Source organism: Streptomyces sp. NPDC050534, assembly GCF_044457745.1.
In the GTDB taxonomy this organism is placed as follows: domain Bacteria; phylum Actinomycetota; class Actinomycetes; order Streptomycetales; family Streptomycetaceae; genus Streptomyces.
The window spans coordinates 41,698-65,641 of the sequence record NZ_JBITHF010000002.1 but is presented as its reverse complement, the minus strand read 5'-3'; the positions used below and the strand labels follow the sequence as shown (position 1 = coordinate 65,641).

General features: G+C 71.4%; 21 protein-coding genes. 7 read left to right on the top strand and 14 right to left on the bottom strand.

Annotated elements, in window-relative coordinates; genetic code table 11:
• Positions 1-103: 103 nt before the first annotated feature.
• Both ACIBN2_RS05915 and ACIBN2_RS05910 read right to left on the bottom strand, forming a co-directional pair.
• Positions 104-2,095, bottom strand: coding sequence for an IucA/IucC family protein (locus tag ACIBN2_RS05915; RefSeq protein ID WP_399132950.1), 1,992 nt, complete (start codon positions 2,093-2,095; stop codon positions 104-106).
• A gap of 100 nt (positions 2,096-2,195) precedes the next feature.
• Positions 2,196-3,659, bottom strand: a complete 1,464-nt coding sequence (locus ACIBN2_RS05910; protein WP_399132949.1) for an aminotransferase class III-fold pyridoxal phosphate-dependent enzyme — start codon at positions 3,657-3,659, stop codon at positions 2,196-2,198.
• A 528-nt stretch (positions 3,660-4,187) separates the two neighbouring features.
• Between ACIBN2_RS05910 and ACIBN2_RS05905 the strand changes: the two genes are divergently transcribed.
• Together ACIBN2_RS05905 and ACIBN2_RS05900 are read left to right on the top strand one after the other, a co-directional pair.
• The gene (locus ACIBN2_RS05905) at positions 4,188-5,432 is read left to right on the top strand and encodes a trypsin-like serine peptidase (RefSeq protein WP_399132948.1); all 1,245 of its coding nucleotides are present in this window, start codon (positions 4,188-4,190) and stop codon (positions 5,430-5,432) included.
• A gap of 170 nt (positions 5,433-5,602) precedes the next feature.
• Positions 5,603-6,817 carry a trypsin-like serine peptidase gene (locus tag ACIBN2_RS05900; protein ID WP_399132947.1) on the top strand — a complete coding sequence of 405 codons (1,215 nt, stop codon included), beginning with the start codon at positions 5,603-5,605 and terminating at the stop codon, positions 6,815-6,817.
• Positions 6,818-6,874: 57 nt separating this feature from the next.
• Here ACIBN2_RS05900 and hflX read toward each other — a convergent pair whose 3' ends face one another.
• From hflX to miaA, 6 genes are all read right to left on the bottom strand, one after another.
• Positions 6,875-8,368 carry a GTPase HflX gene (gene hflX, locus ACIBN2_RS05895; RefSeq protein WP_399132946.1) on the bottom strand — a complete coding sequence of 498 codons (1,494 nt, stop codon included), beginning with the start codon at positions 8,366-8,368 and terminating at the stop codon, positions 6,875-6,877.
• Positions 8,369-8,492: 124 nt separating this feature from the next.
• Positions 8,493-10,064, bottom strand: a complete 1,572-nt coding sequence (locus tag ACIBN2_RS05890) for a M1 family metallopeptidase (protein WP_399132945.1) — start codon at positions 10,062-10,064, stop codon at positions 8,493-8,495.
• 110 nt (positions 10,065-10,174) lie between these two features.
• Entirely contained in the window at positions 10,175-12,304 is a 2,130-nt protein-coding gene (locus tag ACIBN2_RS05885; RefSeq protein WP_399132944.1) for a RelA/SpoT family protein, read from the bottom strand.
• 297 nt (positions 12,305-12,601) lie between these two features.
• Positions 12,602-13,477, bottom strand: coding sequence for a diaminopimelate epimerase (gene dapF, locus ACIBN2_RS05880; RefSeq protein WP_399132943.1), 876 nt, complete (start codon positions 13,475-13,477; stop codon positions 12,602-12,604).
• Between the two features lie 48 nt (positions 13,478-13,525).
• Positions 13,526-14,029 (bottom strand): hypothetical protein, encoded by a 504-nt coding sequence (locus tag ACIBN2_RS05875; protein WP_399133944.1) that lies wholly within the window; start codon positions 14,027-14,029, stop codon positions 13,526-13,528.
• Positions 14,030-14,137: 108 nt separating this feature from the next.
• Entirely contained in the window at positions 14,138-15,076 is a 939-nt protein-coding gene (gene miaA, locus ACIBN2_RS05870; protein ID WP_399132942.1) for a tRNA (adenosine(37)-N6)-dimethylallyltransferase MiaA, read from the bottom strand.
• A 182-nt stretch (positions 15,077-15,258) separates the two neighbouring features.
• On the opposite strand from miaA, the gene ACIBN2_RS05865 reads away from it, so the two are divergent.
• Both ACIBN2_RS05865 and ACIBN2_RS05860 read left to right on the top strand, forming a co-directional pair.
• Positions 15,259-15,576, top strand: a complete 318-nt coding sequence (locus ACIBN2_RS05865) for a hypothetical protein (RefSeq protein WP_399132941.1) — start codon at positions 15,259-15,261, stop codon at positions 15,574-15,576.
• 82 nt (positions 15,577-15,658) lie between these two features.
• A complete protein-coding gene (locus tag ACIBN2_RS05860) occupies positions 15,659-15,928 on the top strand; it encodes an antitoxin (protein WP_399132940.1) in 270 nt (89 codons plus the stop codon).
• Positions 15,929-16,045: 117 nt separating this feature from the next.
• Here ACIBN2_RS05860 and ACIBN2_RS05855 read toward each other — a convergent pair whose 3' ends face one another.
• Genes ACIBN2_RS05855 through ACIBN2_RS05835 form a run of 5 tightly spaced genes read right to left on the bottom strand, consistent with a single transcriptional unit; the run spans position 16,046 to position 20,293 of the window.
• Positions 16,046-16,759, bottom strand: coding sequence for a class III extradiol dioxygenase subunit B-like domain-containing protein (locus ACIBN2_RS05855; RefSeq protein ID WP_399132939.1), 714 nt, complete (start codon positions 16,757-16,759; stop codon positions 16,046-16,048).
• An 18-nt stretch (positions 16,760-16,777) separates the two neighbouring features.
• Positions 16,778-17,065 carry a hypothetical protein gene (locus ACIBN2_RS05850; RefSeq protein ID WP_399132938.1) on the bottom strand — a complete coding sequence of 96 codons (288 nt, stop codon included), beginning with the start codon at positions 17,063-17,065 and terminating at the stop codon, positions 16,778-16,780.
• A gap of 51 nt (positions 17,066-17,116) precedes the next feature.
• Positions 17,117-18,634 (bottom strand): tRNA (N6-isopentenyl adenosine(37)-C2)-methylthiotransferase MiaB, encoded by a 1,518-nt coding sequence (gene miaB / locus ACIBN2_RS05845; RefSeq protein ID WP_399132937.1) that lies wholly within the window; start codon positions 18,632-18,634, stop codon positions 17,117-17,119.
• Between the two features lie 58 nt (positions 18,635-18,692).
• Positions 18,693-19,346, bottom strand: a complete 654-nt coding sequence (locus ACIBN2_RS05840; RefSeq protein WP_399132936.1) for a response regulator — start codon at positions 19,344-19,346, stop codon at positions 18,693-18,695.
• Positions 19,343-20,293 carry a sensor histidine kinase gene (locus tag ACIBN2_RS05835; protein WP_399132935.1) on the bottom strand — a complete coding sequence of 317 codons (951 nt, stop codon included), beginning with the start codon at positions 20,291-20,293 and terminating at the stop codon, positions 19,343-19,345. The genes ACIBN2_RS05840 and ACIBN2_RS05835 overlap by 4 nt, the downstream gene beginning before the upstream one ends.
• Before the next feature lie 210 nt (positions 20,294-20,503).
• Between ACIBN2_RS05835 and ACIBN2_RS05830 the strand changes: the two genes are divergently transcribed.
• On the top strand, positions 20,504-20,989 hold the full coding sequence (locus ACIBN2_RS05830) for a cation:proton antiporter regulatory subunit (RefSeq protein ID WP_399132934.1): 486 nt from the start codon (positions 20,504-20,506) through the stop codon (positions 20,987-20,989).
• Between the two features lie 4 nt (positions 20,990-20,993).
• Entirely contained in the window at positions 20,994-22,214 is a 1,221-nt protein-coding gene (locus ACIBN2_RS05825; protein ID WP_399132933.1) for a cation:proton antiporter, read from the top strand.
• 184 nt (positions 22,215-22,398) lie between these two features.
• Here ACIBN2_RS05825 and ACIBN2_RS05820 read toward each other — a convergent pair whose 3' ends face one another.
• Positions 22,399-22,803: a MazG nucleotide pyrophosphohydrolase domain-containing protein gene (locus tag ACIBN2_RS05820; protein WP_399132932.1), complete on the bottom strand. Its 405-nt coding sequence runs from the start codon at positions 22,801-22,803 to the stop codon at positions 22,399-22,401.
• A 109-nt stretch (positions 22,804-22,912) separates the two neighbouring features.
• Between ACIBN2_RS05820 and ACIBN2_RS05815 the strand changes: the two genes are divergently transcribed.
• Positions 22,913-23,911, top strand: a complete 999-nt coding sequence (locus ACIBN2_RS05815; RefSeq protein WP_399132931.1) for a TAXI family TRAP transporter solute-binding subunit — start codon at positions 22,913-22,915, stop codon at positions 23,909-23,911.
• Positions 23,912-23,944 lie beyond the last annotated feature (33 nt).

Sequence of the window (23,944 nt, the reverse complement as noted above, 5' to 3'; positions counted from 1 at the left end):
TCGGTGATGACCCGCAGTGGCTGTCAGATGTGGGCGGTGGTCTTCAGGAGGGGGCCGTGGCTCTCAGGAGAGGGAAGTGGCTGTCAGGAGAGGGAAGTAACTGTCAGGAGTGGAGGGGATTGGCGATGGTGACGTAGACGGACTGGGTGTCGACCGGGCCGACGAGTTCGTCCAGGCCGTGCAGCCGGGTCAGCAGGTTGGCCTTGCAGCGCAGGACGGGTGAGTCGAGCAGGTGGGCCGGGAGCGAGGTGCGCAGCCGGGCGGGGCCGGACACGACGTCGCCGAGGAAGCGGCGGAAGGCGGCGAGCAGCAGTCGCTCGTCGGCGAGGCGTTGCGAACCGAAGGCACCGATGAGGCCGAACACGTTGTTGATGGCGAGGTAGTAGGCGAAGCGCTCGTCGGTGACCTCGTCGGAGACGAAGGTGTCGCTGCGCTCCCCGATACCGGGCAGCCGGGCATCGAGTTCGGCACGCCGAGACTCGCGGAAGTAGTAGCCCTGGTTGTCGCGGTAGCGGCCGCCCGCGGGCCAGCCGTCGGAGTCCAGCAGAATCAGGGTGTTTTGCTGGTGCGCCTCCAAGGCGATCCCCGCCTCCGCGTCCAGCCACAGCACAGGGCGGACGACCTGCTCGAGGTAACGCAGAAACCACTCGGCGGCCACGGCGCCCCGGGGCCGGGCGGTGCGGTCCGCGAGACCGGTGATCACCGTGGCCAGGCGGGATCGCAGGATCCGTGACTCGGCGTCCGGGTGGGGTGCCCATGCCGGGCGGGATGTGGAGTCTGCGAGGTCGACCGGCCCGGCCTGTGGCCGGGGCGTGACGAGCCCGGCGACGCAGGAGACGTCGTCCGAGGGACTGAAGGGGTTGTGCCGGATCATCACGTCGAGGCCGGGCACCGGGGTGCCGTCCGGCGCGTCGACCGCGAGCCAGGCCGGGTCGCGGACGATGTCGAACCCCGGGTGCGTGGCCTGCCACTGCCGTGACAGACCGCTGCGCAGCAGGCGGTGGACCTCGACGCCCCGGTGCAGCTCCTTGCGGAGGTTCTCACGGCGGGAGTTGGTGATCCGCAGGCCCAGCGACAGTTTGAGCATGGCGGGGGCGCCGGTCCGGTGGACGGTGCGTACCGAGGAGGTGGGGTGCCAGGGGGAGCCGGCTGTACCGAGGTCGCGGAGCAGTCCGAAGTCGATCAACGCCGCGACCTCTGGACGTTGGTAGACCTCGTGGAAGTGCCAGGGATGCATGGGGAGCGCTGCGTAGCCGTCGGGCAGGGGAAGTTCGGCTTCGGCGAGGCGGGCGGTGAGCTGCGGTGCTGGGACGGCGCGGCCACGCTCGGTCCAGGCGGAGTCGGTGGCGAGAAGGGAGGGGGCGACAGCCAGCCAGTGGAGGGGGAAGGAACCGCGCAACTCCGGTGAGTACAGGGATGCTTCGGCCTCCGAAAGACCTTCGCGGCTCTTCGCCGTCGGGTGCAGCGGGTGTCCGAGCACGAGTGCCTGCTCGGCGGAGAGGAAGCGATCGGTCCCGTCGGACGGGTGCGCGCGGCGCTCGCTGATGAAGGTGGCGGTACGGCGAAGGGAGTCGACGACGCGAGAGACCAGGTCCAGTTCCGGGATGGTCGTGGCATCGGTGCCCGACGTCTCGCGGGCGAGCAGGGCGGCGATGGTGACCGCGTCGGCGGGTGAGGACTGGTCGGGAGTGCCTTCGAAGTGCGGGCGGCCGAAGCGGTGCCAGCCCGTGGGGGACCAGTGGTGAACGGGGGTGAGCAGCGTCGTGCCGCTGGCGGAGAGGGGGATGCGGAGCATGCCGTCGGCGGGGGCCGGGAGGTCGGTCTCTCGTACCCAGCAGCGCAGCAGGTTCTCGGTGGTCGCGGCGTCTGCTGCGGTGGTCGGGTCAGGATCTTCGAGGGGGTCGGGACCGGTGAGATGGAAGGGGTCGGTGATCGGGAGTTTCCTCTGTCCGGGGACCGCGTCTCCCTCGGGTGACCCGTCGTGCTCCGGTGGACCGGGCCGTGGTGCTTGCGGCTTCTCGTTGGGGGGACGTTCGGCGGAGGAGCCGGACTCCGGTCGGTGGGCGTCGGCGCCAGGTGTGCGGGTGGTGTTCAAAGCGGTCCTCGTGAGTGGTTCCGGGTCCTGCGCGGTGGCGAGCGTGTGGTGCGGCGCGTGGACGACGACGTCGCGCTGGGCGTACGGCTGCGGGCAGGCGTCAACTGCCGCGCCGGACCGCCCTCTTGGCGCGGTCTTCCTGGCGCCGGAGCCCAGAGCCGGCGTCCCGCGGCCGACCGGCTCCGGAGGGCCTGCCGGCGTGGGCGCGGGCCACCGTCCGGACGGCGTCGGCCAGGCGGTCGAGTACCGCGGTCGCCTGTTCGTCACTGACCGTCAGGGGCGGGAGCAGCCGCACGACGTTCGCGTGAGGTCCGCCGAGCTCGACGATCAGGCCACGGCGCAGGCACTCCCGCTGGACGGCGTTCGCGATGCCCGGAGCGGGCGGGTGAGGGGAGTCGGCAGCCGGCGCCGGTGGCGCCGGACCGAGTCCGTCGTAGGCCGGGGCATCCGCCGCGACGGCAAGATCCCCACCATCCTCCGCTTCCGCGAACTCCACGAACTCGACGCCGATCATCAACCCCTTCCCCCGCACATCCCCCACGCAGGGAAACTCCGGCTGCAGCGCACGGAGTTGATCAAGCATGCGGGCGCCAAGGGTGGCGGCCCGGGCGGCGAGGTGGTTTTCGCGGACGTAGGCCAGGGTGGCCGTACCCGCTGCCATGGCGAGCTGGTTGCCGCGGAACGTGTCTGCGGGGGCGCCGGGTTGCCAGACGTCGAGCTCGTCGCGGTAGACCAGCACGGCGAGCGGGAGGCTGCCGCCGATGGCCCTGGAGAGCACCATGACGTCGGGGGTGACGCCGCTGTGCTCCACCGCCCAGAAGGCTCCCGTGCGTCCGACGCCCGTCTGCACCTCGTCGGCGATCAGCGGAATGGAGCGGGCGGTGGTGATCTCCCGCATCCGCCGCATCCAGGCGTCCGGCGCGGGGATCACACCGCGCTCGCCCTGGACCGGTTCGAGGATCACCCCAGCGGGGCGCGGCGCGCCCGGCTCGGGGTCGTCGAAGGCGGACTCATTCCAGCGGGCGGCGAGTTCGGCGCCCTGAGGGCCGCCGAGGCCAACAGGGCGGCGGCGGTCCCGCGGACCGGGCAGTCGGGCGACCTGGACGTCGCCGGCCGCACCGAGCAACGCCGCCGCTTCGGCGGTCACGCCATGGCGGTCGCCGGACAAGGCCAGCACTCCGGTGCGGCCGGTCGCGGCCCGTACCAGCGTGAACGCGGCCTCCACCGCGTCCGTCTCCCCCGGCCCGCAGAACCGCACGCGCGCGTGACCGGCGAGCCCGGGCGGCAGCGTGCGGAACAGCTCGGCCACGAAGGCGTCCTGGACGGGCGTCGCGAGGTCGAACGCCTGCAGGGGCGCGCCCGAGTCCAGGGCCCTGCGGATCGCCTCCAGCACGACGGGGTGGTTGTGGCCGAGGGCGAGAGCTCCGGCGCCGGAGGAGCAGTCGAGGTAGCGGCGGCCGTCGGCGCCCTCGATGGTCATTCCCCGTGCTCGTACGGGCACGATCGGCAGGGCTCGTGCATAGGTCCGTGCCGCCGACTCGCGTGCCGACTGGCGCCGCCACATCCCCTCGTGCGCTGCCCCTGCCGCCCCGGAAGCGCAGCCGGCAGCCCGGCCCCCGGCGCTCACGTCGGTCGCACGGCCCCGGCGGGCCCCCTCCGACGCACTCCCCTCACACGCAGGCTCGGCCACGGCTCCCAGTCCTCCCGCCCACACAGGAACAGGGGACCGCCCACGGACAGCAGACCCCCCACCGCTACCAACACCCCATGGCCGACCGGGTTACGGGCTGATTCAAGATCCTTGGCGCACGCCACGCCCTCTCAACCCACCTTGCGCTACCCCAGCGCCTCCCCGCCCCCACCGGCGCCCAGCCCCCGCGCTCCACCTCCTCAGAGCCACCCCCAACCAACCGCATCCGACCCCAACTGGCCCCCTTCCAGGACGAATTAGCTGATCAGGCACTCCGTAGCGAAACCGTTGCCGTTCCGTGGGTGCTCACCCACAGCGAGCGCATAGTGTGTGGTGCCGTTGTCAGACAGGCCTGACACACCAGACAAGCTCAGTTCGTTCATCTCACGGGGAGTTCAGACCATGCGATCCATACGGCCGTCGTTCCACGTCCGGCGAGACAGGAGTACGCGCCGCAGGACCTTCCCCGTTCTCGCTGCCGTGGTCCTCACATCGGCGCTGGCGCTCACCGCCACGGCCTGCAACTCGGGCGGCGACAAGGCCGACGGCCAGACGGCCGCATCCGCCTCCGCGGCCGACGCCACGGGCACGGGCACGGGCGACGGCAAGATCAAGATCCCGGACGACATCAGGAACAAGCTCAAAGAGCACGGGATCGACATCGACAAGTGGAAGCACGGGGCCTGGAAGAACTGGAGCAAGGACGACTGGCTGCGCGAGGCCGACGACTTCGTCAACCCGATCATCAAGGGTCTGTGGGACCCGGACCGGATGCGGGGCGCCAACGACCCGGGCAAGAGCGTCGACAACAACGACCTCTCCGGTGACCAGGGAGTGACCGACCCGACGCCGGCGCCGGTGGACGCGAAGGCCGTGGCGCCTACTTACCACGCCAACGCGGCGACGGCCGGCAAGGTGTTCTTCGACTCCCCCGAAGGCACGATGGTCTGCTCGGCAACGGTCGTGGAGGACCCGGCCCACCCCGGCAAGTCGAACCTCGTCTGGACGGCGGGCCATTGCGTGCACGCCGGCAAGAAGGGCGGCTGGTACCGCAACATCGCGTTCGTGCCGTCGTACAACGACGCGGGCAGGAGCACCGCCCAACTGCAGAACGCGACCAGGGCAGAGGTCGCTCCCTACGGCGTCTACTGGGCCGACTGGGCGCAGACCTCGCAGCAGTGGATCGAGCAGGGCGGTGAGACGGGCGGCGACGGCGCACCGTACGACTACGCCGTCATCCACGTGACGCCGGAGAAGGGCGGCAACGGCAAGTCGCTGGAGGAGACGGTCGGTTCGGCGCTTCCTGTGAACTTCAACGCCCCGGCCGTGCCGAAGGTTCCCAGCATCACCGCGACCGGCTACCCGGCCGCCGCCCCGTACGACGGCCAGAAGCTGTACCGGTGCACGGACAAGCCGGGCCGGCTGTCGATCAACACCGCGGCTCCGACGATGTACCGCATCGGCTGCACCATGACCGGCGGTTCGTCCGGCGGTGGCTGGGTCGCCGCGGGCTCGGACGGCAAGCCCGCGCTGGTGTCCAACACCTCGATCGGCCCGGTGACCACGGGCTGGCTGGCCGGACCACGACTGGGTGACGTGGCCAAGGGTGTGTACGACTCTGTAAGCAAGAAGTTCGCAGGGCAGTGACCGGCCGGTAGGCACAGACGGGGGCGGGCCCGTCACAGGAACCTTCACCGTCCCGACCCCGTTCGCCCTCAACTCCACGGGCATAGTGGGGTGTCGCTTCCCAGGGACAGGCTCGACGCAGAACTGGCAAGCACATGACAGATATACGTTCCGACGGGGGTTTTCGCACCATGCGTTCCACACGTACGCCCGCAGGGTCACCACGCGGCCGGCGGACCAGTCGCACCGCATTCGCCGCCACCGGCCTCGTCGCCGCGCTCGCGCTGACCGCGACCGCGTGCAACGGCTCGGACAGCAACTCGGGCAACAAGCCGAACGCCACCATCACCGCTTCGGCGAGCGGCGGCAACGGCAAGCTCACGGTGCCGTCCGACATCGCGAGCAAGCTCAAGGACCACGGCATCGACGTCGACCAGTGGGCCAAGGGCGGCTGGAAGAACTGGGACAAGGACAAGTGGCTCAGCGCGGCCAAGGACTTCGTCAACCCGGTGATCGAGGGGCTGTGGAAGCCGGAGCGGATGCAGTCCGCGAAGGAGGCCAACAAGACGCTCTCGACCAAGGACGCATCCGCCGACCAGGGCATCAGCGACCCTGAGCCGGCGCCCATCCAGGCCCTCGCCGAGAGGACGCCGTACCACCGGCACGCGGCCCCGGTCGGCAAGGTCTTCTTCGACGGCCCCGAGGGCTCGATGGTCTGCTCGGGCACGGTGATCAAGGACGTCAACCACCCTGGCAAGTCGAACCTGGTATGGACGGCCGGCCACTGCGTGCACGCCGGGGCGAACGGCGGCTGGTACCGCAACATCGCCTTCGTGCCCGCCTACAACGACCTCGGCAAGTCGGAGTCGCAGCTGCGCAGCGCCGACGCCTCCCAGGTCGCTCCGTACGGCCAGTGGTGGGCGGACTGGGCCTCGACCTCCAACCAGTGGATCAAGGGCGGTTCGGAGACGGGCGGCGCGGGTGCCCCGTACGACTACGCCGTGCTGCACGTGAAGCCGGAGCAGGGCTCCAAGTCGCTGGAGGAGACGGTCGGCGCGGCTCTCCCTGTCGACTTCTCCGCCCCGGCGCCGCGGGCAGCGTCGAGCATGGGCGCCTGGGGCTACCCGGCGGCGCCGCCGTTCAACGGCCTGAAGATGTTCAGGTGCATCGACCGGCCCGGCCGGCTCTCGCTGAGCCCCTCGCTGCCGACGATGTACCGCATCGGCTGCACCATGACCGGCGGTTCGTCCGGGGGCGGCTGGTTCCGCGTGGTGAACGGCAGGACCGCGCTGGTGTCCAACACCTCCATCGGCCCGTCCAACAACACCTGGCTCGCGGGCCCGCAGCTCGGCAAGGGCGCCGAGGCGCTCTACCAGAACATGAGCAGGACCTACGGCGGTCAGTGACGCCGGAACGCGAAAGGCCCGCCCCCTGTCGCAGGGGGCGGGCCTTCGTGCTGTGGATCAGACGGCCGGAACGGGCACGTACGGCTGGAGCTCCGCGGCCAGTTCCTCGTGCACCCGCGCCTTGAGCAGGGTGCCCTCCGGGGTGTGCTCCTCGGAGATCACCTCGCCCTCGTCATGGGCGCGTGCCACCAGCTTGCCGTGGGTGTACGGCACCAGTGCCTCGATCTCGACGGACGGCCTGGGCAGTTCGTTGTCGATCAGCGCGAGCAGTTCGGCGATGCCCCGGCCGGTGCGGGCCGAGACGGCGATGGACCGCTTCTCGATCCGCAGGAGCCGCTGAAGGGTCAGCGGGTCGGCCGCGTCCGCCTTGTTGATCACGACGATCTCGGGCACGTCGGTGGCGCCGACGTCCCTGACCACCTCGCGCACGGCGGCCAGCTGCTCCTCCGGGTCCGGGTGCGAGCCGTCCACCACGTGCAGGATCAGGTCGGCCTGGCCGACCTCCTCCATGGTGGAGCGGAACGCCTCGACCAGGTGGTGCGGCAGGTGCCGGACGAAGCCGACCGTGTCCGTCAGCGTGTACAGGCGGCCGCTGGGCGTCTCCGCGCGGCGGACGGTCGGGTCCAGGGTCGCGAACAGCGCGTTCTCGACCAGGACGCCGGCGCCTGTGAGGCGGTTGAGCAGCGAGGACTTGCCTGCGTTGGTGTAGCCCGCGATGGCGACCGACGGCACCCTGTGGCGCTTGCGTTCCTGGCGCTTGATCTCGCGGCCGGTCTTCATGTCCGCGATCTCCCGGCGCATCTTCGCCATCTTCTCGCGGATCCGCCGCCGGTCCGTCTCGATCTTGGTCTCACCGGGACCACGGGTGGCGAGGCCGCCGCCCTTGCCGCCGCCCATCTGACGGGACAGCGACTGACCCCAGCCTCGCAGCCTCGGCAGCATGTACTGCATCTGCGCGAGCGCGACCTGCGCCTTGCCCTCCCGGGACTTGGCGTGCTGGGCGAAGATGTCGAGGATCAGGGCCGTACGGTCGATGACCTTGACCTTGACGACGTCCTCGAGGTGGATGAGCTGGCCAGGGCTGAGTTCACCGTCGCAGATGACGGTGTCCGCGCCCGATTCGAGGACGACGTCCCGCAGCTCACCGGCCTTGCCGGAGCCGATGTACGTGGCGGCGTCCGGCTTGTCACGGCGCTGGATCACGCCGTCGAGCACGAGCGCGCCCGCGGTCTCCGCGAGGGCGGCGAGCTCCGCGAGGGAGTTCTCCGCGTCCTGCACGGTCCCCGAGGTCCACACACCGACGAGCACGACGCGCTCCAGGCGGAGCTGTCGGTACTCGACCTCGGTGACGTCCTCGAGTTCGGTGGAGAGGCCCACCACGCGGCGCAGGGCCGCGCGCTCGGAGCGGTCGAACTGATCGCCGTCCCGGTCTCCGTCGATCTCCTGGCTCCAGGCGACGTCCTCTTCCATCAGGGCATCGGCCCGAAGACCTTCGGCGTAGTCGTGCGCGAAGCGCTCAGAGTCCTGGGAAGGGGATGAAGAGGAGGTCATTGGATCCTTACGTCGATGGGGATTGCGTCAGTAATCACAACGTAGGAGTACCCCGGGAGATTCCCGCGACCCCGCGTCGTGGACCTGAAGATGGTCGCACGGTACGGCCCGTCTCGTCATCGCCTTATTGCGCGGCCTTGCCGGACCGCCCCTTGCCGCCCTTGGCGTCGGGCGCGTCCGACTTCCAGTCGGGGTGGCCGGGCATCGGCGGGGTCTTGTCGCCGTAGAGCCACGCCTTGAAGAAGCCGCTCAGGTCGCGTCCGGAGATCTGGGAGGCGAGGCGCTCGTAGTCGGCGGTGTCGGCCGTACCGTCGCGGTGGAGGCTCACCCAGCTCCGTTCCAGCTGCTCGAAGGCGGGGCGGCCGATCTCCTGGCGCAGGGCGTAGAGGGCGAGCGCGGCGCCGTCGTAGACGTTCGGCCGGAAGATGCTGATCTTCTGACCCGGCTCAGGACCGTCGGGGGCGGCGGGCGGGCCCCCGGCCGCGCGCCAGCCGTCGGAAGCGGCGTAGGCGGCCTTCATGCGCTTCTCCATGGGCTTGCCGGCCTTCTCCTCGGCGTACAGGGCCTCGTACCACGTGGCGTGCCCTTCGTTGAGCCACAGGTCGGACCAGGTGCGCGGGCTGACGCTGTCGCCGAACCACTGGTGGGACAGCTCGTGCACCATGATCGACTCGACGTACCAGGCAGGATAGGTGTTCCCGGCGAAGAGCTCCTTCTCGAAGAGGGAGAGCGTCTGCGTCTCGAGTTCGAAGCCGGTGGAGGCGTCCGCCATGAGGATGCCGTACGTCTCGAAGGGGTAGCGGCCGACCTTGCTCTCCATCCAGGCGATCTGGCCGGGGGTCTTGGCGAGCCAGGGTTCGAGTTCCTTGCGGTCCTCGGTGCGCACGACGTCGCGTACGGGCAGGCCGTGCGGTCCGGTGCGGTGCAGCACGCTGGAGCGGCCGATGGACACCTGGGCGAGCTCGGTGGCCATGGGGTGCCGTGTGCGATACGTCCAGGTGGTCGCCTTGCCGATCTTCTCCCGGTCGGCCGGCAGACCGTTGGCGACGGCCGTGTAGCCGTCGGGGGCGGTGATCCGGAAGGTGAACAGCGCCTTGTCGGACGGGTGGTCGTTGCACGGGAACACCAGGTGCGCGGCGTCCGCCTGGTTGGCCATCGCGAGCCCGTCCGAGGTCTGCACCCAGCCGCCGTCCTGGCCCTTCGCGGGCACCGGGTCGCTGGTGTGCCGCACGGTGATCCGCGTCCAGCTGCCCGCGGGCAGCACCTTGTCCGGCGTGACGACGAGGTCCTCGCCCGCACTGGTGAAGGTGGCCGGCTCGCCGTCGACCCGGACCGACTCGACCTTGCCGTGGGCGAAGTCGAGGTTGAAGTGGTCCAGCGCCGCGGTCGTCCTGGCGTTGATCGTGGTGACCGCCTGCAGCGGCTTGCTGTTGCTGCCGGGATAGGTGAACGCGAGATCGTACGACTGGACGTCGTATCCGGGGTTGCCGAGGTACGGGAAGAGACGGTCGCCGACGCCCACGGGGGTGGCGGGCGTGCCGGCGGCGAGGAGGCAGACGGAGACGGCGGAGGCGAGCAGCGCGGTCGCCCGCAGACGGCGACGGCCGCGGAGCTGAAGGCGGAGGCGGGAGGGGACGCCGGGCCGGGGGCCGCTGGAGGGGGTCGTCCGGGTCTGGGAGCGGGGGGTGAGCAGCATGGATCACCGCTATCAGCGCGTACGCCCCGGACGGCGGCGACGCGCGTCCGGCCCACCCGAACGGGTAGATCGGTGACGGCGTGCGGCTCTCGCGACGCTCCGGCTCACGCTCACGCTCCCGGCGTGTGCGCCCGGCTCACGTCGTACACGCCCGCCACGTTCCGCATCGCCCGCATCAGCGCGGGCAGGTGCGCCGCGTCCGGGAGCTGGAGGGTGTAGGTGTGCCGAACGCGCTGCTGGGTCGGGGGCTCGACCGTCGCGGACACGATCTCGGCGCCTTCGAGGGCCATGGCCTCGGTCAGATCCGCCAGCAGATGGGGGCGGACGAACGATTCGGCGAGCAGCGTGACCCGGCACTCGGTGGTGTCTCCCCAGCGCACACCGACCTCCGCGCGCCCGGCGCTCTTCATGCGCTCCACTGCGGCGCACTCCACCCGGTGGACGGTGACCACACCTCCGCGTACGGCGAACCCGGTCGCCTCGTCGGGCGGCACGGGTGTACAGCAGCCGGCCAGGCGTACGGTCGCGCCGGGCTGCTCGACGATGATGTCGGCCGTGGTGGAGCGGAGGACCGAGCCTTCGGTGGTGGGCCTGAGCGTGGCCGCGGGCGGCTCCTCCTGCTGCTCCCGGGCGTGGTCCTGCTGCCCCGGGGCGTCGTCCGCGGCCGGGTGAGCCGCGAGCCAGCGCTGGATGGCGATGCGGGCGGCGGGCGTGTGCGCGTGCTCCAGCCACTCCCTGGAGGGCTCGGAGGCCGGGTCCTGGCCCATGAGGAGCTGGACCGTGTCGCCGTCACGCAGGACCGTACTCAGCGTCGCCAGGCGGCCGTTGACCCGGGCGCCGATGCACGCGTGCGCGTCCTCGCCGTACTGGGCGTACGCGGCGTCGACGCAACTGGCACCCTCGGGCAGGCCGAGCGTGCCGCCGTCGGGCCGGAAGACGGTGATCTCGCGGTCCTGGGCGAGGTCCTCGCGCAGGGTGGACCAGAACGTGTCGGGGTCGGGCGCGCCCTCCTGCCAGTCGAGGAGGCGGGAGAGCCAGCCGGGGCGTGTGGGGTCGATGCGCTCGCCGTCGGCCGGGTCGTCGGGCGCGGGCGCGTACGGGTTGCCGAGCGCGATGACGCCGGCCTCCGCGACCTTGTGCATCTGGTGGGTGCGGATGAGGACTTCGGCGACCTGGCCGTCGGAGTGGGCGACCGCCGTGTGCAGCGACTGGTACAGGTTGAACTTGGGGACGGCGATGAAGTCCTTGAACTCCGAGACCACGGGCGTCATACAGGTGTGCAGTTCGCCCAGGACGCCGTAGCAGTCCGCGTCCTCGTTCACCAGCACCAGCAGACGGCCGAAGTCGGCGCCGCGCAGCTGGCCGCGCTTGCGGGCGACGCGGTGGACGGAGACGAAGTGCCGGGGCCGGATGAGGACTTCGGCCGCGATGTCGGCCTCGCGCAGGTGGCCGCGCACCTCGTCGGCGATCTCGGCGAGCGGGTCGTCCGCGCGGGAGGCGTTGTCGACGATCAACTCCCGCGTGTGCTCGTACTCCTCGGGGTGCAGGATCGCGAAGACGAGGTCTTCCAGTTCGGTCTTGAGCGCCTGGACGCCGAGTCGTTCGGCGAGCGGGATGAGGACGTCTCGGGTGACCTTGGCGATGCGCGCCTGTTTCTCGGGGCGCATGACGCCGAGGGTGCGCATGTTGTGCAGCCGGTCGGCGAGTTTGATCGACATCACGCGGACGTCGTTGCCGGTGGCGACCAGCATCTTGCGGAAGGTCTCGGGCTCGGCGGCGGCGCCGTAGTCGACCTTCTCCAACTTCGTGACGCCGTCGACCAGATAGCGGACGTCCGCGCCGAACTGCTCGCCCACCTGATCGAGGGTCACGTCCGTGTCCTCGACGGTGTCGTGGAGCAAAGAGGCCGTCAAAGTGGTCGTCTCGGCGCCGAGTTCGGCGAGGATCAGGGTCACCGCGAGGGGATGCGTGATGTACGGCTCACCGCTCTTGCGCATCTGGCCGCGGTGCGAGGACTCGGCCAGCACATAGGCGCGGCGCAGGGGTTCGAGATCGGCGCCCGGATAGTGGGCGCGATGGGCGTCGACGACATGGCTGATGGCGCTGGGCAGCCGGTCACGTGCGGTGGGGCCGAGCAGGGCGGCACGGCCGAGGCGGCGCAGGTCGATGCGCGCCCGCCAGCGCGCCGCGGAGCCCGCTACCGGACCTGGGGTCGCGGGGTTCGTCGCCTCCGCACTCATGGGCACCTCCGGCTGCATGGACCGGCGGACGGGGGTGCCCCTGGACGGACACGGCTCAGGGGATGCAACGGTCCCCCGCCCGGGCCGGTGCTTGATGCTACCGAGCCCATCACGTGCGACCGACCGCCTCTCGCCGAGCGTGAAACGGATCACCCATTCGAGCGAAGGGATCGAGGTTTACGATTTTGCGCCATGTGACAAGTGACCCACCGTGCTTTCGAACGCCCGGTCGCCGCAACGGTAGTTGACACATGCACCACCCGGCACACGCGCCTGCGATCCCAAGCCACCCGCCCGTCAGCGGACGAGCGATTCCAGCCACTCGGCGTCGATCTCGCCTTCGGCGACGATCACCGCGGGGCCGGTCATCTCGATCTCGCCGTCGGGCCGCTCGGTGATGACCAGGGTTCCGCCGGGCACATCGACGGTGTACGTCGCCGGGCTCCCGGTGACGGCCGGGTCGGCGCCGTCCCGGCGGGCGGTGGCCACGGCGACCGCGCACGCGCCCGTGCCGCACGAGCGGGTCTCGCCGGAGCCGCGCTCGTGCACGCGCAGGGCGACGTGCCGGGGGCCGCGGTCGACCACGAACTCCACGTTCACCCCGTCCGGGTAGGCAGCGGCCGGGCTGAACGGCGGCGGGGCGTAGAGATTCCCGGCGTGCGCGAGGTCCTCGACGAACGCGACGGCGTGCGGATTGCCCATGTTCACGTTCCGCGCGGGCCAGCTGCGCTCGCCGACGCTCACCGTGACGTCCCCCTCGGGCAGCCGCGCCCTGCCCATGCCGACGGTGACGTCACCGTCCTTGGCGATGTGCACGCTCTTCACGCCCGCGCGCGTGGCGACCGAGAGGTCACCCTCTCCGGCGTGCCCGGCGCGCTGGAGGTAGCGCGCGAACACGCGCACGCCGTTGCCGCACATCTCCGCGATCGAGCCGTCGCCGTTGCGGTAGTCCATGAACCACTCCGCCTCGGCCGCCATGTCCTGCGCCTCGGGGTGGGCGGCGGACCGCACCACGTGCAGCAGACCGTCACCGCCGATGCCCGCGCGGCGGTCGCACAGGGCGGCGACGGCGGACGGCGGCAGGTCGACGGCGTTCTCGGGGTCCGGGACGATCACGAAGTCGTTCTCCGTGCCGTGGCCCTTGAGGAAGACGATCCGCGTGCGCGTGCTCATGCCTCGATCGTACGGGGTGGGTAGGACAACCCCACGCGCGCGTGATCGTCAGCGCAGCCGGGCCACACGCCACACGGCGAGCACCACGACCGCCGCGACGAGCACGACGTACGCGAGCACGACCCGCCAGTCCGGTCTGCGTCCGGAGCCGCGCTGCGGGAGCCCGGGCCACGTGTAACCCACGCGGCGGGCGGCCATCATGCCCCAGCCGGCCGCGCAGGAGCAGATCAGCAGCCCCAGCATGGCGATCACGGCACCGCTGTCGCCGAAGTCGAAGGCGAGCGGGAAGGCGAACATCAGGGAGCCGACCGCGGCCAGGGCGACGATCGGGGCGAGCTGCCAGATGCGCAGCCGGCGCTGCGGACGCAGCTCGACCTCGACCTCCGGGCCGCCGGCGAACATCTCGTCGGGCTCGGGGCCGTCCGCGGTCACTCCGCCCTGTGTGTCATCGGGCCCGTCGGAGCTCAGACGGTCCTCGTCCTGCTCCAGTTCACCGCTGTCGACGGTGAGGGGCTCGGTGCCGTGTGCGGTGTCGCGAGGGCCGGCCTCCATCGCCACGCGCCCTCCCAACTAGGACTCCACTTGGTCGATCGAAGCTCGATGATGGCACGGCCCCGGAGGCCCGGATGGCGGCCGGAGCGTCCCGATGCCATCACGTGATCAGGCTGTAACCGGTCGTTCGACCAACGCCAGTGCGAGCTCCGGAAGTTCTGTGACATCCGCCGCAGCCCCACTGAGCCAATGCACCCGCGGGTCGCGCCTGAACCAGGAATCCTGACGGCGGGCGAAGCGCTTGGTGGCGCGTACCGTCTCGGCCCGAGCCTGCTCGAGGGTGCACTCCCCCGCGAGCGCCGCGAGCACCTGCTGGTAGCCGAGCGCGCGGGCGGCCGTGCGCCCCTCCCGCAGTCCCTGCGCCTCCAGCGCGCGCACCTCCTCCACGAGCCCCGCGTCCCACATCCGGTCGACCCGGCGGGCGATGCGCTCGTCGAGTTCGGGACGGGCCACGTCGACACCGATCTGCACGGTGTCGTAGACCGAGTCGTGTCCCGGGAGGTTGGCCGTGAAGGGCTGACCGGTGATCTCGATCACCTCGAGGGCCCGGACGATACGGCGGCCGTTGCTCGGCAGGATCGCCTGCGCCGCCTCGGGGTCGGCGGCGGCCAGCCGGGCGTGCAGCGCGCCCGAGCCACGCAGCGTGAGCTCCTCCTCGAGACGCGCCCTGACCACGGGGTCGGTGCCGGGGAACTCCAGGTTGTCGACGGCCCCGCGGACGTACAGACCGGAGCCGCCGACCAGGATCGGCCAGCGGCCCTCGGCGAGCAGGGCGTCGATCTTGTCGCGGGCCAGCTTCTGGTACTCGGCGACGGACGCCGTGACCGTCACGTCCCAGATGTCCAGGAGGTGGTGCGGAATGCCGCCGCGCTCCTCGGGCGTCAGCTTGGCCGTCCCGATGTCCATCCCCCGGTAGAGCTGCATGGAGTCGGCGTTGACGACCTCCCCGCCCAGGCGCTGGGCGAGAAAGACGCCCAGATCGGACTTTCCGGCCGCCGTGGGTCCGACGACGGCGATGACTCGGGGGGTGGGGGGTGCGCTGCTCACCGCACCAGTCTCGCAAACGCCGAGGGCGCTCCTCGAACGAGTTACGTGACGGGGCGGAGGTGGGGTCGTTGCCCGTTGCGAGGTTCTCGCCGCCGGTTTCGGGAGGCGGCGACCCGGGCGGCGCAAACAGGCGCACCGGACGACGCGGGATTTCGCCCGCACAAGTAACGTATGGAGTGGATATGGGAGTTTTCGCACGACTTATCCGGAGGTCGAAGACCACGGAGGAGGCGTCAACCGCCGGGGCACAGGCGGGCACACCGACGGCCGAGCCCGAGGCGGCCGAAGCTGCGACGGAGGCGGCAGAGGCGAAGGGGCCGGTCCGGGCCGAGGACCGGCCCGAGGGCGAGCCGGCGAAGCCGGAGACCGCGGAGGACGCCTCAGGCGAGGATGGCGCCTCCGGCGCGGACGACGCCTCCGCCGAGGGCGTCGAGATCCCCAAGCAGCAGTCCGGCGAGCAGGCGGCCGACAGCGAGGCCGGCGAGGACGCCCGTACGTGATCGTTCCGTGCGCGAGTGGGCCGACGGCGGCGCGGCGGTAGTCCCCGCGGCGAACCAGCCCGGGAACGACGGAAGGTGGACGATGGGTCTTCTGGACAATTTCAAGGCCAGGCTCTCCCCGGCCAAGGACAAGGTCTCCGGGCTCGCTCATCAGCACGGGGGCAGGATCACGCAGGGACTCGACAAGGCCGCGAAGGTCGTCGACGAGAAGACCAAGGGCAAGTACAGCGACCGGATCCACACGGGGACGGGCAAGGCCAAGGACGCCATGGACAAGCTCGCGCACAAGAACGCCCCGGGGACGGGCGGCGGCACGACCGCGCCGACCGACTCACCACCGCCCGCATCCTGAGCGGCAGCACGGCACATCGACGGACGGCCGCGGGGCCCAGGGCTCCCGGCCGTCCGCCGCTTCCGCTTCCCTCGCCCGTCGCGGCAGGTGCGCTGCGACCATGTCGCGACCGGTGCGCTAGGACCAGGTCGCGACCATGTACCCCACGCCGTACGGCGCGTCCTCGTACAGCAGGGCGCCGCTCAGGCCCGCGCCCTCGGCCGCGCCCGCGAGCACCTGCCAGGGGGCCCGGCCCGACGCCTTCAGTTCGTACGCCAGCTCGGGGTCCAGCTCCTTGAGCGCCGCCACGTCCGCCGCGCCCAGCGCACGCGCGACCTCCGCGTCGAAGGGGGCCGCCCGCTCGTCGAGGTAACCGGGGGCCTTGAGCGTGCGGCAGGCGCTGGCGTCGCCCATCACCAGCAGCGCCACCCGCTCGGCCCGGGCTGCGATGTCCCTTCCGACTTGGATACACCGCTCGGGCGCGAGAGGTTCCCCCACACCGAGTCCCTCGATCGGGGCGTCCGACCACCAGGTCCGCTCCAGCAGCCACGCGGCGACGGCGAGGGAGGGCGGCAGAACACGCTCCGGCTCGGCGCCCTGCCGTGCGCCCAGCCGTACGTCCACGTCCACGCCGAAGCCGCTGAAAGAGCCTCGCGTGCCCTCCGGGTGCGTGCCGCGCCCGCTCTGTTCGGCAGGCCCGAGGACCACGAGCAGGCCGGGCCGGGACGCGGCGAGCACCCCGAGCGCGTCGGAGCAAGCCGTCCTGGCGCCGTCCAGTTCGGGAGCGGCGCCCGCGGCGACCTCGGGCACGAGCAGGGGCGGGCACGGGCAGACTGCGGCGGCGACAAGCATGATCGGCAGCGTACGCCGTCAGTACGTGATGGGGCCCGAGTCCCACTCCAGCTCGGTGAAGAGGAACTGGTACGTGAACACGCCGCCGGACGAGCCGTCCCCGACCAGCATCCAGCCCTCGGCCGTACGGAAGCGCCGCATCCGCAGGGGATACCGCGGATGCTTGGGCTGGTACAGCCGGACGAGCTCCCCGAACCGCGTCTCCGCCTCCTCGCGCGAGCCGTCGATCGTCGCCATCAGCTCGTACTGCCTGCGGTACGGTCCCTCGCCCGGCGGCTTGTCCAGCAGCAGCGCCCATCGCGCCATCAGGTGTTCTCCCCCGTGTTCACATCGTCGTCGGTCGTCCGGCCGGGCCGGTCAGTCGCAGCCGCAGCCGCTTCCGGTCACCACCGGCAGCGGCTCCGGCGCCCCGATCCTCGGCAGGCCCAGCATCACGCCCGCGGGCTTGGCCGCCTCGGCCGCGTTGCGCTTCTCCCAGGCGTCGCCCGCGCGCGTGCGGCGCACGTCGAGGACGGCGCCCTCGGCGAGGAGGTGGTGCGGGGCGGCGTAGGTGATCTCGACCGTGACCACGTCGCCGGGGCGCACCTCCTGTTCCGGCTTGGTGAAGTGGACCAGACGGTTGTCGGGGGCCCGGCCGGAGAGACGGTGGGTGGCGCCGTCCTTGCGGCCCTCGCCCTCGGCGACCATCAGCTCCAGGGTGCGGCCGATCTGCTTCTTGTTCTCCTCCCAGGAGATCTCCTCCTGGAGGGCGACGAGACGCTCGTACCGCGCCTGGACGACCTGCTTGGGGATCTGGTCCTCCATGGTCGCGGCCGGGGTTCCGGGGCGCTTGGAGTACTGGAAGGTGAAGGCCTGGGCGAAGCGGGCCTCGCGGACGACGTGCATCGTCTGCTCGAAGTCCTCCTCGGTCTCGCCCGGGAAGCCCACGATGATGTCCGTCGTGATCGCCGCGTGCGGGATGGCGGCCCGCACCTTCTCGATGATCCCGAGGTAGCGCTCCTGCCGGTAGGAGCGGCGCATCGCCTTCAGGACCGTGTCCGAGCCGGACTGCAGCGGCATGTGCAGCTGCGGCATCACGTTCGGGGTCTCGGCCATGGCCGCGATCACGTCGTCCGTGAAGTCGCGGGGGTGCGGGGAGGTGAAGCGGACGCGCTCCAGGCCGTCGATCTGCCCGCAGGCGCGCAGCAGCTTGCTGAAGGCTTCGCGGTCGCCGATGTCGGAGCCGTACGCGTTGACGTTCTGGCCGAGCAGTGTGATCTCGGAGACGCCCTCGGCGACCAGGGCCTCCACCTCGGCGAGGATGTCGCCGGGCCGGCGGTCCTTCTCCTTGCCGCGCAGGGCCGGGACGATGCAGAAGGTGCAGGTGTTGTTGCAGCCGACGGAGATCGACACCCACGCCGCGTACGCGCTCTCGCGCCGGGTCGGCAGGGTGGAGGGGAACGCCTCGAGGGACTCGGCGATCTCGACCTGCGCCTCCTCCTGCACGCGCGCGCGTTCCAGCAGGACCGGGAGCTTGCCGATGTTGTGCGTGCCGAAGACGACGTCCACCCAGGGCGCCCTCTTCACGATGGTGTCCCGGTCCTTCTGCGCCAGGCAGCCGCCGACCGCGATCTGCATGCCGGGGCGCGAGGCCTTCTTCGGGGCGAGGTGGCCGAGGTTGCCGTACAGCCTGTTGTCGGCGTTCTCACGGACCGCGCAGGTGTTGAAGACGACGACGTCCGCGTCACCGTCCGAACCCTCCGGCGCGCGCACGTAACCGGCGTCTTCGAGCAGGCCTGACAATCGCTCGGAATCGTGGACGTTCATCTGGCACCCGTAGGTGCGCACTTCGTAGGTCTTCACGCCCACGGCCGGGCTCCGGTCGATGCTGCTCATGTGACAAGGGTAGGCGGTGCCGGAAGTGCCTCCCGCAGCCCTGTGGACAACCGGGGGCTCAGGGTTCGATCAGGCCGGCGCGGATCGCGTACCGGGTCAGTTCCAGGCGGTCGCGCATGCCCAGCTTGTGGAGCAGGTTCGCGCGGTGGCGCTCGACCGTCTTGGCGCTGATGAAGAGCAGCTCGCCGATCTCCTTCGAGGTGTGCCCCTCGGCGACCAGCTTGAGGATCTCCTCCTCGCGCTCGGTGACCGCGCGCGCGGGCAGGTCGTCGCCTCGGTGCAGGCGCTCAAGGTAGGAGCGGACGAGGGCGCGCTCCGCTCCCGGGTACACGAACGGCTCGTCGCGGACGGCCGCACGGCACGCCCCGACCAGGTCGCGGTCGGCGGCGGACTTGAGGACGTAGCCGCTGGCTCCGGCCTTGAGCGCCTCGAAGAAGTACTGCTCGTTGTCGTACATCGTCAGGATGAGGATGCGCAGGCCGGGCAGGCGGCGGGAGAGTTCGCGGGCCGCCTGGAGGCCGGTCATCCGGGGCATGGCGATGTCCAGGACGGCCAGATCGACCTCACGCGTGCGTGCCAGCTCGACCGCCTCGGCTCCGTCCCCGGCCTCGGCGACGACCGTCAGGTCCGGTTCGCCGTCCAGGATGAGGCGCACTCCCTGGCGTACGAGGGCGTGGTCGTCGGCGAGCAGCACGCGCGCGGGGGCGGTCATCGTCGGTCTCCTTCGGCGACGGGTACGCGCAGGCGCACGTCGGTGCCCTCCTCGGGGCCGGGTTCGAGCGAGAGGTCTGCGCCGATGAGCAGCGCGCGTTCGCGCATGCCGCGGATTCCTGCGCCCTCCGGGGCCCTGCCGAGGCCCTTGCCGTTGTCGCGGACGAGGAGTTCGACGCCGTCGCCGAACGGCCGGAGCCGGACCTCGGCGCGGTCGGCACGCGCGTGCCGGGCGGTGTTGGTGAGGCCCTCCTGGGCCACGCGGTAGACGACCAGTTCGGACTCCTCGGTCAGTGGGGGCAGATCGCCGGGGACGCTGTGGCGCACCGTCAGACCGTGCGTGGTGAACTCGGCGGCGAGCGAGCGCAGGGCGCTGACCAGGCCGAGCTCCTCCAGAACGCCGGGGCGCAGCCGGCGGGCGATGCGGCGGATCTCGTCCAGGCCCGCGCGGGTGGCCTCCTGCGCCTGCCCCACCTCCGCGCGCAGTTCCTCGGGGACCCGGTCGGCGACGCGCTTGAGCTGGAGGAGCACCGCGGTAAGGGTCTGGCCGACCTCGTCGTGCAACTCGCGGGCGATGCGCTGCCGTTCGCGCTCCTGTGCCGACAGGGCACGGGCCGCACCGGCGGCGCGCTCGCTCTCCAGCCGGTCGAGCATGGTGTTGTACGTCGTGATCAGCTCGGCCGCCTCCGCCGGACCGCCGACGACCGCCCGGGCACCGGGACGCAGCAGGTCCGCCGTGGCCATGGCCCGGCCGAGCCGTCGTAGCGGAGTGAGCCCGAGGCGCAGCACGACCGCGTTGCAGACCAGCAGGAAGGCCAGGCCCGCGACGACGACCAGTGCCTCGGCCGGCAGGACGGGCGTCGAGACGGTGACCGGGCCCAGGAGCAGGGCGGCGGCCACGGTCAGGCCCGCGGCGTTGAGGGAGAAGATCCGCCAGAACAGCGACACGGTCTTCCCTCTCGCTCTCTTCGCGGACGCTTCCGGCGTGCTCGTCACCGGCGCCTGCGGCACGGCTCCGGTCAGCCTCGCCGTCCGTCCCCGGCCGCGTATATCCGTCACGTCACCCATGTCGCCACCGTACGGCCGAATGACAGCATGCGAACGGGCCCGGTGATCACCGGCAGCTCATGACCATGCCGCCGGAACAAGGGGAGAAACGTGCCTGCGCCACGACTGAGGGCGACGCCGCTGCCGGGTATCGGGGTCCAGTACGACCTGGTGACCCGTGACCAACGCCATCTGTCGGTGGTGGCGCACCGCGACGGTGCCCGCACGGTGAACGTCTACCGGACCGACGATCCCGACTCCTGCGCCCACTCGCTGCGGCTGACCGGCTCCGAGGCGGGCGCGTTGATCGACGCGCTGAAGCCGACCCACCACAGCGCGAGCCTGCTGTACACCTCCGACCTGGGCCTGGTCGCCGAGCGGATCGAGGTGGCCGCGGCGTCCCGCTGGAACGGGCGGGTGCTGGGCGACACCCGGATGCGGACCGAGACGGGGGCGTCCGTGGTGGCGGTGCTGCGCCGGGCCGAGGCGATCCCGTCGCCCACGCCGGACTTCAGGCTGGCGGGCGGTGACATCGTGATCGTCGTCGGCACGCGCGAGGGCGTCGACGCCGCCGCGGCGATACTCGGGCGGGAGTGAACGGGTGCACTCCGCGGTGTTGTTGATCGAGTTCGGTTCCATCCTCCTCGGCCTCGGTCTGCTCGGCCGGGCCGCCGGCCGCTTCCGGCTCTCCCCCATTCCGCTGTACCTGCTGGCCGGACTGGCCTTCGGCGAGGGCGGTCTGCTGCCGCTCGGGGCGAGCGAGGAGTTCGTCGCCATCGGCGCCGAGATCGGCGTCATTCTGCTGCTGCTGATGCTGGGCCTCGAGTACACGGCCGGCGATCTGGTCACCAACCTCAAGGCGCACTACCCCTCGGGCCTGGTCGACTGCGCGCTCAACGCGGTGCCGGGCGCGGTGGCGGCGCTGCTGCTCGGCTGGGGGCCGGTGGCCGCGGTCGTGCTGGCCGGCGTCACCTGGATCTCGTCGTCCGGGGTCATCGCGAAGGTGCTCGGCGATCTGGGGCGGGTCGGCAACCGGGAGACCCCGGTGATCCTCAGCGTCCTCGTGCTGGAGGACCTGGCGATGGCGGTGTACCTGCCCATCGTGACCGCGCTGGTGGCCGGGGCCGGGCTGCTGGCCGGGAGCGTGACACTGGCGGTCGCGCTGGGGGCGGCGGGGCTGGTCCTGTTCGTGGCCGTGCGCTACGGGCGCGTCATCTCGCGGTTCGTCTCCAGCGACGATCCGGAGAAGCTGCTGCTCGTCGTGCTGGGTCTGACGATCCTGGTCGCGGGGGTCGCGCAGCAGCTCCAGGTGTCGGCGGCCGTGGGCGCCTTCCTGGTCGGCATCGCGCTGTCCGGTGAGGTCGCGGAGGGCGCGCACACCCTGCTGAGCCCGTTGCGCGACCTGTTCGCCGCGGTCTTCTTCGTCTTCTTCGGGCTGCACACCGATCCGGCGAGCATCCCGCCCGTCCTGCTGCCCGCCCTGGCACTCGCCCTGCTCACCGCGGCGACGAAGATCGCCACCGGGTACTGGGCGGCGCGGCGGGTCGGCATCTCCGTCAAGGGCCGCTGGCGCGCAGGCGGCGCCCTGGTGGCCCGGGGCGAGTTCTCGATCGTCATCGCCGGGCTCGCGGTGAGCGCGGGCATCGAACCCTCGCTCGGCCCCCTCGCCACGGCCTACGTCCTGATCCTGGTCGTCGTCGGCCCTCTCACCGCCCGCTACACCGAACCCTTGGCCCGCCGCCTGACCGGACGCCGAACGGCCCGCACGGAGCCCTCGCCACCGGCGGAGACACCTGCGTCGGTGGGCGACCGGCCGTCTTGACGACCGTCCGTCCTGACCGGCCGTCCTGTCCGTCCGTGCTGACGATGGGCCGGCCGCCGTCCCGTCGGCGACTGGTCCGCCCCTCACCGGCGCCAAGACACCTGCCTCAGTGGGTAACCCGCCGCCCTCGGGCCGCAGCCCAGGCCTCGGGCCGGCCGACGCGACGTCCGACGAGCCGTGCAGCTCACTCCCCGCCCGGTATCCACCCTTGGCGCCGCAGCACCGCCGACACGTCGGGGGCCTCGTAGTTGTCGCCCTTGAGGATCTTGCCGTCGGCTCTCCGCCGGACCTGGCCGTCGGGGCCCAGCTTGGTCATGTTGGAGCGGTGGATCTCGGCGATCACGGCGTCGAGGTCGATGCCGTGGACCAGGGCCGTGCCGTAGGCGACGTAGACGACGTCGGCGAGTTCATGTGCCAGCTTGTCGAGTGGGCCGGTGACCGAGACCTCGGCGACCTCCGCCGCCTCCTCAGCGAGCAGCTTCCCGCGCTGCGCGGCCAGCGGGGCCGGGACCTCGGTGGGCGTGGTGCGGGTGTCGAGGCCGACGGCGTGGTGGAACCGGCGGACCAGGTCGGCGGGCGATGAACTCATACGGCGACCCTATCGACCGGCACTGACAACGCCCCTCGTGATCGAGTTGCGACCCCGTTGTGACTCCGGCCCTGGTCAGCACCGCGTACCGGCTGGCAGGATCCCACGCATGTCCAAGATGTTCCGCCGGATCGGCCGGCGCCGGGCCCTGGAGGGCGCGACAGCCGGCATCGTCTCCCTCGGGTTGCTGCTGTGGTGGCTGCTGCCCCTGGGCGAGGCGGCTCCGAGCGGCGCGATCACCATCAGCACGGGCACGCAGGCGGGCGTCTACCAGCAGTACGCCAAGCTCCTGCGCACCGCGCTCGACAAGGACATGCCCGATCTGAAGGTGACGCTGCGGACCAGCGACGGCTCACAGGAGAACGTCACGCGCGTGGCGAACGGCGACGCCGACTTCACCATCGCCGCGGCCGACGCCGTCGAGACGTACAAGCTCCAGCACCGGCCCAACGCCGGCCACCTGCGCGGCGTCGCCCGGCTCTACGACGACTACGTGCAGCTCGTCGTCCCGCGCGGCTCGGACATCGACTCCGTCGCGGACCTGAAGGGCAAGCGGGTGGCCGTGGGGCCGCCAAGCTCGGGTGTGCGGCTCATCGCCGACCGCGTGCTCAAGGCGGCCGGCATCGACGCGGAGAAGGACATAACGCCGTTCGCCGACGGCATCAACACCGGTCCCGACCGGCTGCGGCAGGGCAAGATCGACGCGTTCTTCTGGTCGGGCGGACTGCCGACGCAGGGGCTGCAGCAGCTCGCCGACCGCTTCACCTTCCGGTTCGTACCGATCGGGGCCGGCCTCGTCGCCAAGTTGCACGAGCAGGGCGGTGCAACCCGCTACTACCGCGCGACCAACATGCCGGAGTCGGCCTACCCCAGCGTCCAGAACGGCGTCGCCGTACCGACGATCGCCGTCTCCAACCTTCTGATGACGCGCACGGACATGAACCCGCGGCTCACCGAGTGGGTGACCCGGACCGTCATCAGGAGCCGTGACGGGATCGGCACCCGCGTCCACTCCGCCCAGCTCGTCGACCTGCGCACCGCGATCTACACCGACCCGCTGGCGCTGCACGAGGGCGCCAGGCGGTACTACCGCTCGGTCAAGCCGTAGGGCTCTTCACAGAGCCGTCAGCCACCTCACAGA

Bases quoted from the DNA above. Each gene is read 5' to 3' on its own strand.
- ACIBN2_RS05815 (WP_399132931.1), top strand. From the start codon at position 22,913: ATGTCCAAGATGTTCCGCCGGATCGGCCGGCGCCGGGCCCTGGAGGGC.
- ACIBN2_RS05875 (WP_399133944.1), bottom strand. From the start codon at position 14,029: ATGGAGGCCGGCCCTCGCGACACCGCACACGGCACCGAGCCCCTCACC.
- ACIBN2_RS05820 (WP_399132932.1), bottom strand. From the start codon at position 22,803: ATGAGTTCATCGCCCGCCGACCTGGTCCGCCGGTTCCACCACGCCGTC.
- ACIBN2_RS05865 (WP_399132941.1), top strand. From the start codon at position 15,259: ATGGGAGTTTTCGCACGACTTATCCGGAGGTCGAAGACCACGGAGGAG.
- ACIBN2_RS05860 (WP_399132940.1), top strand. From the start codon at position 15,659: ATGGGTCTTCTGGACAATTTCAAGGCCAGGCTCTCCCCGGCCAAGGAC.
- ACIBN2_RS05885 (WP_399132944.1), bottom strand. From the start codon at position 12,304: ATGAGTGCGGAGGCGACGAACCCCGCGACCCCAGGTCCGGTAGCGGGC.
- ACIBN2_RS05850 (WP_399132938.1), bottom strand. From the start codon at position 17,065: ATGGCGCGATGGGCGCTGCTGCTGGACAAGCCGCCGGGCGAGGGACCG.
- ACIBN2_RS05905 (WP_399132948.1), top strand. From the start codon at position 4,188: ATGCGATCCATACGGCCGTCGTTCCACGTCCGGCGAGACAGGAGTACG.
- dapF (WP_399132943.1), bottom strand. From the start codon at position 13,477: ATGAGCACGCGCACGCGGATCGTCTTCCTCAAGGGCCACGGCACGGAG.
- ACIBN2_RS05910 (WP_399132949.1), bottom strand. From the start codon at position 3,659: ATGTGGCGGCGCCAGTCGGCACGCGAGTCGGCGGCACGGACCTATGCA.
- ACIBN2_RS05900 (WP_399132947.1), top strand. From the start codon at position 5,603: ATGCGTTCCACACGTACGCCCGCAGGGTCACCACGCGGCCGGCGGACC.
- ACIBN2_RS05855 (WP_399132939.1), bottom strand. From the start codon at position 16,759: ATGCTTGTCGCCGCCGCAGTCTGCCCGTGCCCGCCCCTGCTCGTGCCC.
- hflX (WP_399132946.1), bottom strand. From the start codon at position 8,368: ATGACCTCCTCTTCATCCCCTTCCCAGGACTCTGAGCGCTTCGCGCAC.
- ACIBN2_RS05890 (WP_399132945.1), bottom strand. From the start codon at position 10,064: ATGCTGCTCACCCCCCGCTCCCAGACCCGGACGACCCCCTCCAGCGGC.
- miaB (WP_399132937.1), bottom strand. From the start codon at position 18,634: ATGAGCAGCATCGACCGGAGCCCGGCCGTGGGCGTGAAGACCTACGAA.
- ACIBN2_RS05840 (WP_399132936.1), bottom strand. From the start codon at position 19,346: ATGACCGCCCCCGCGCGCGTGCTGCTCGCCGACGACCACGCCCTCGTA.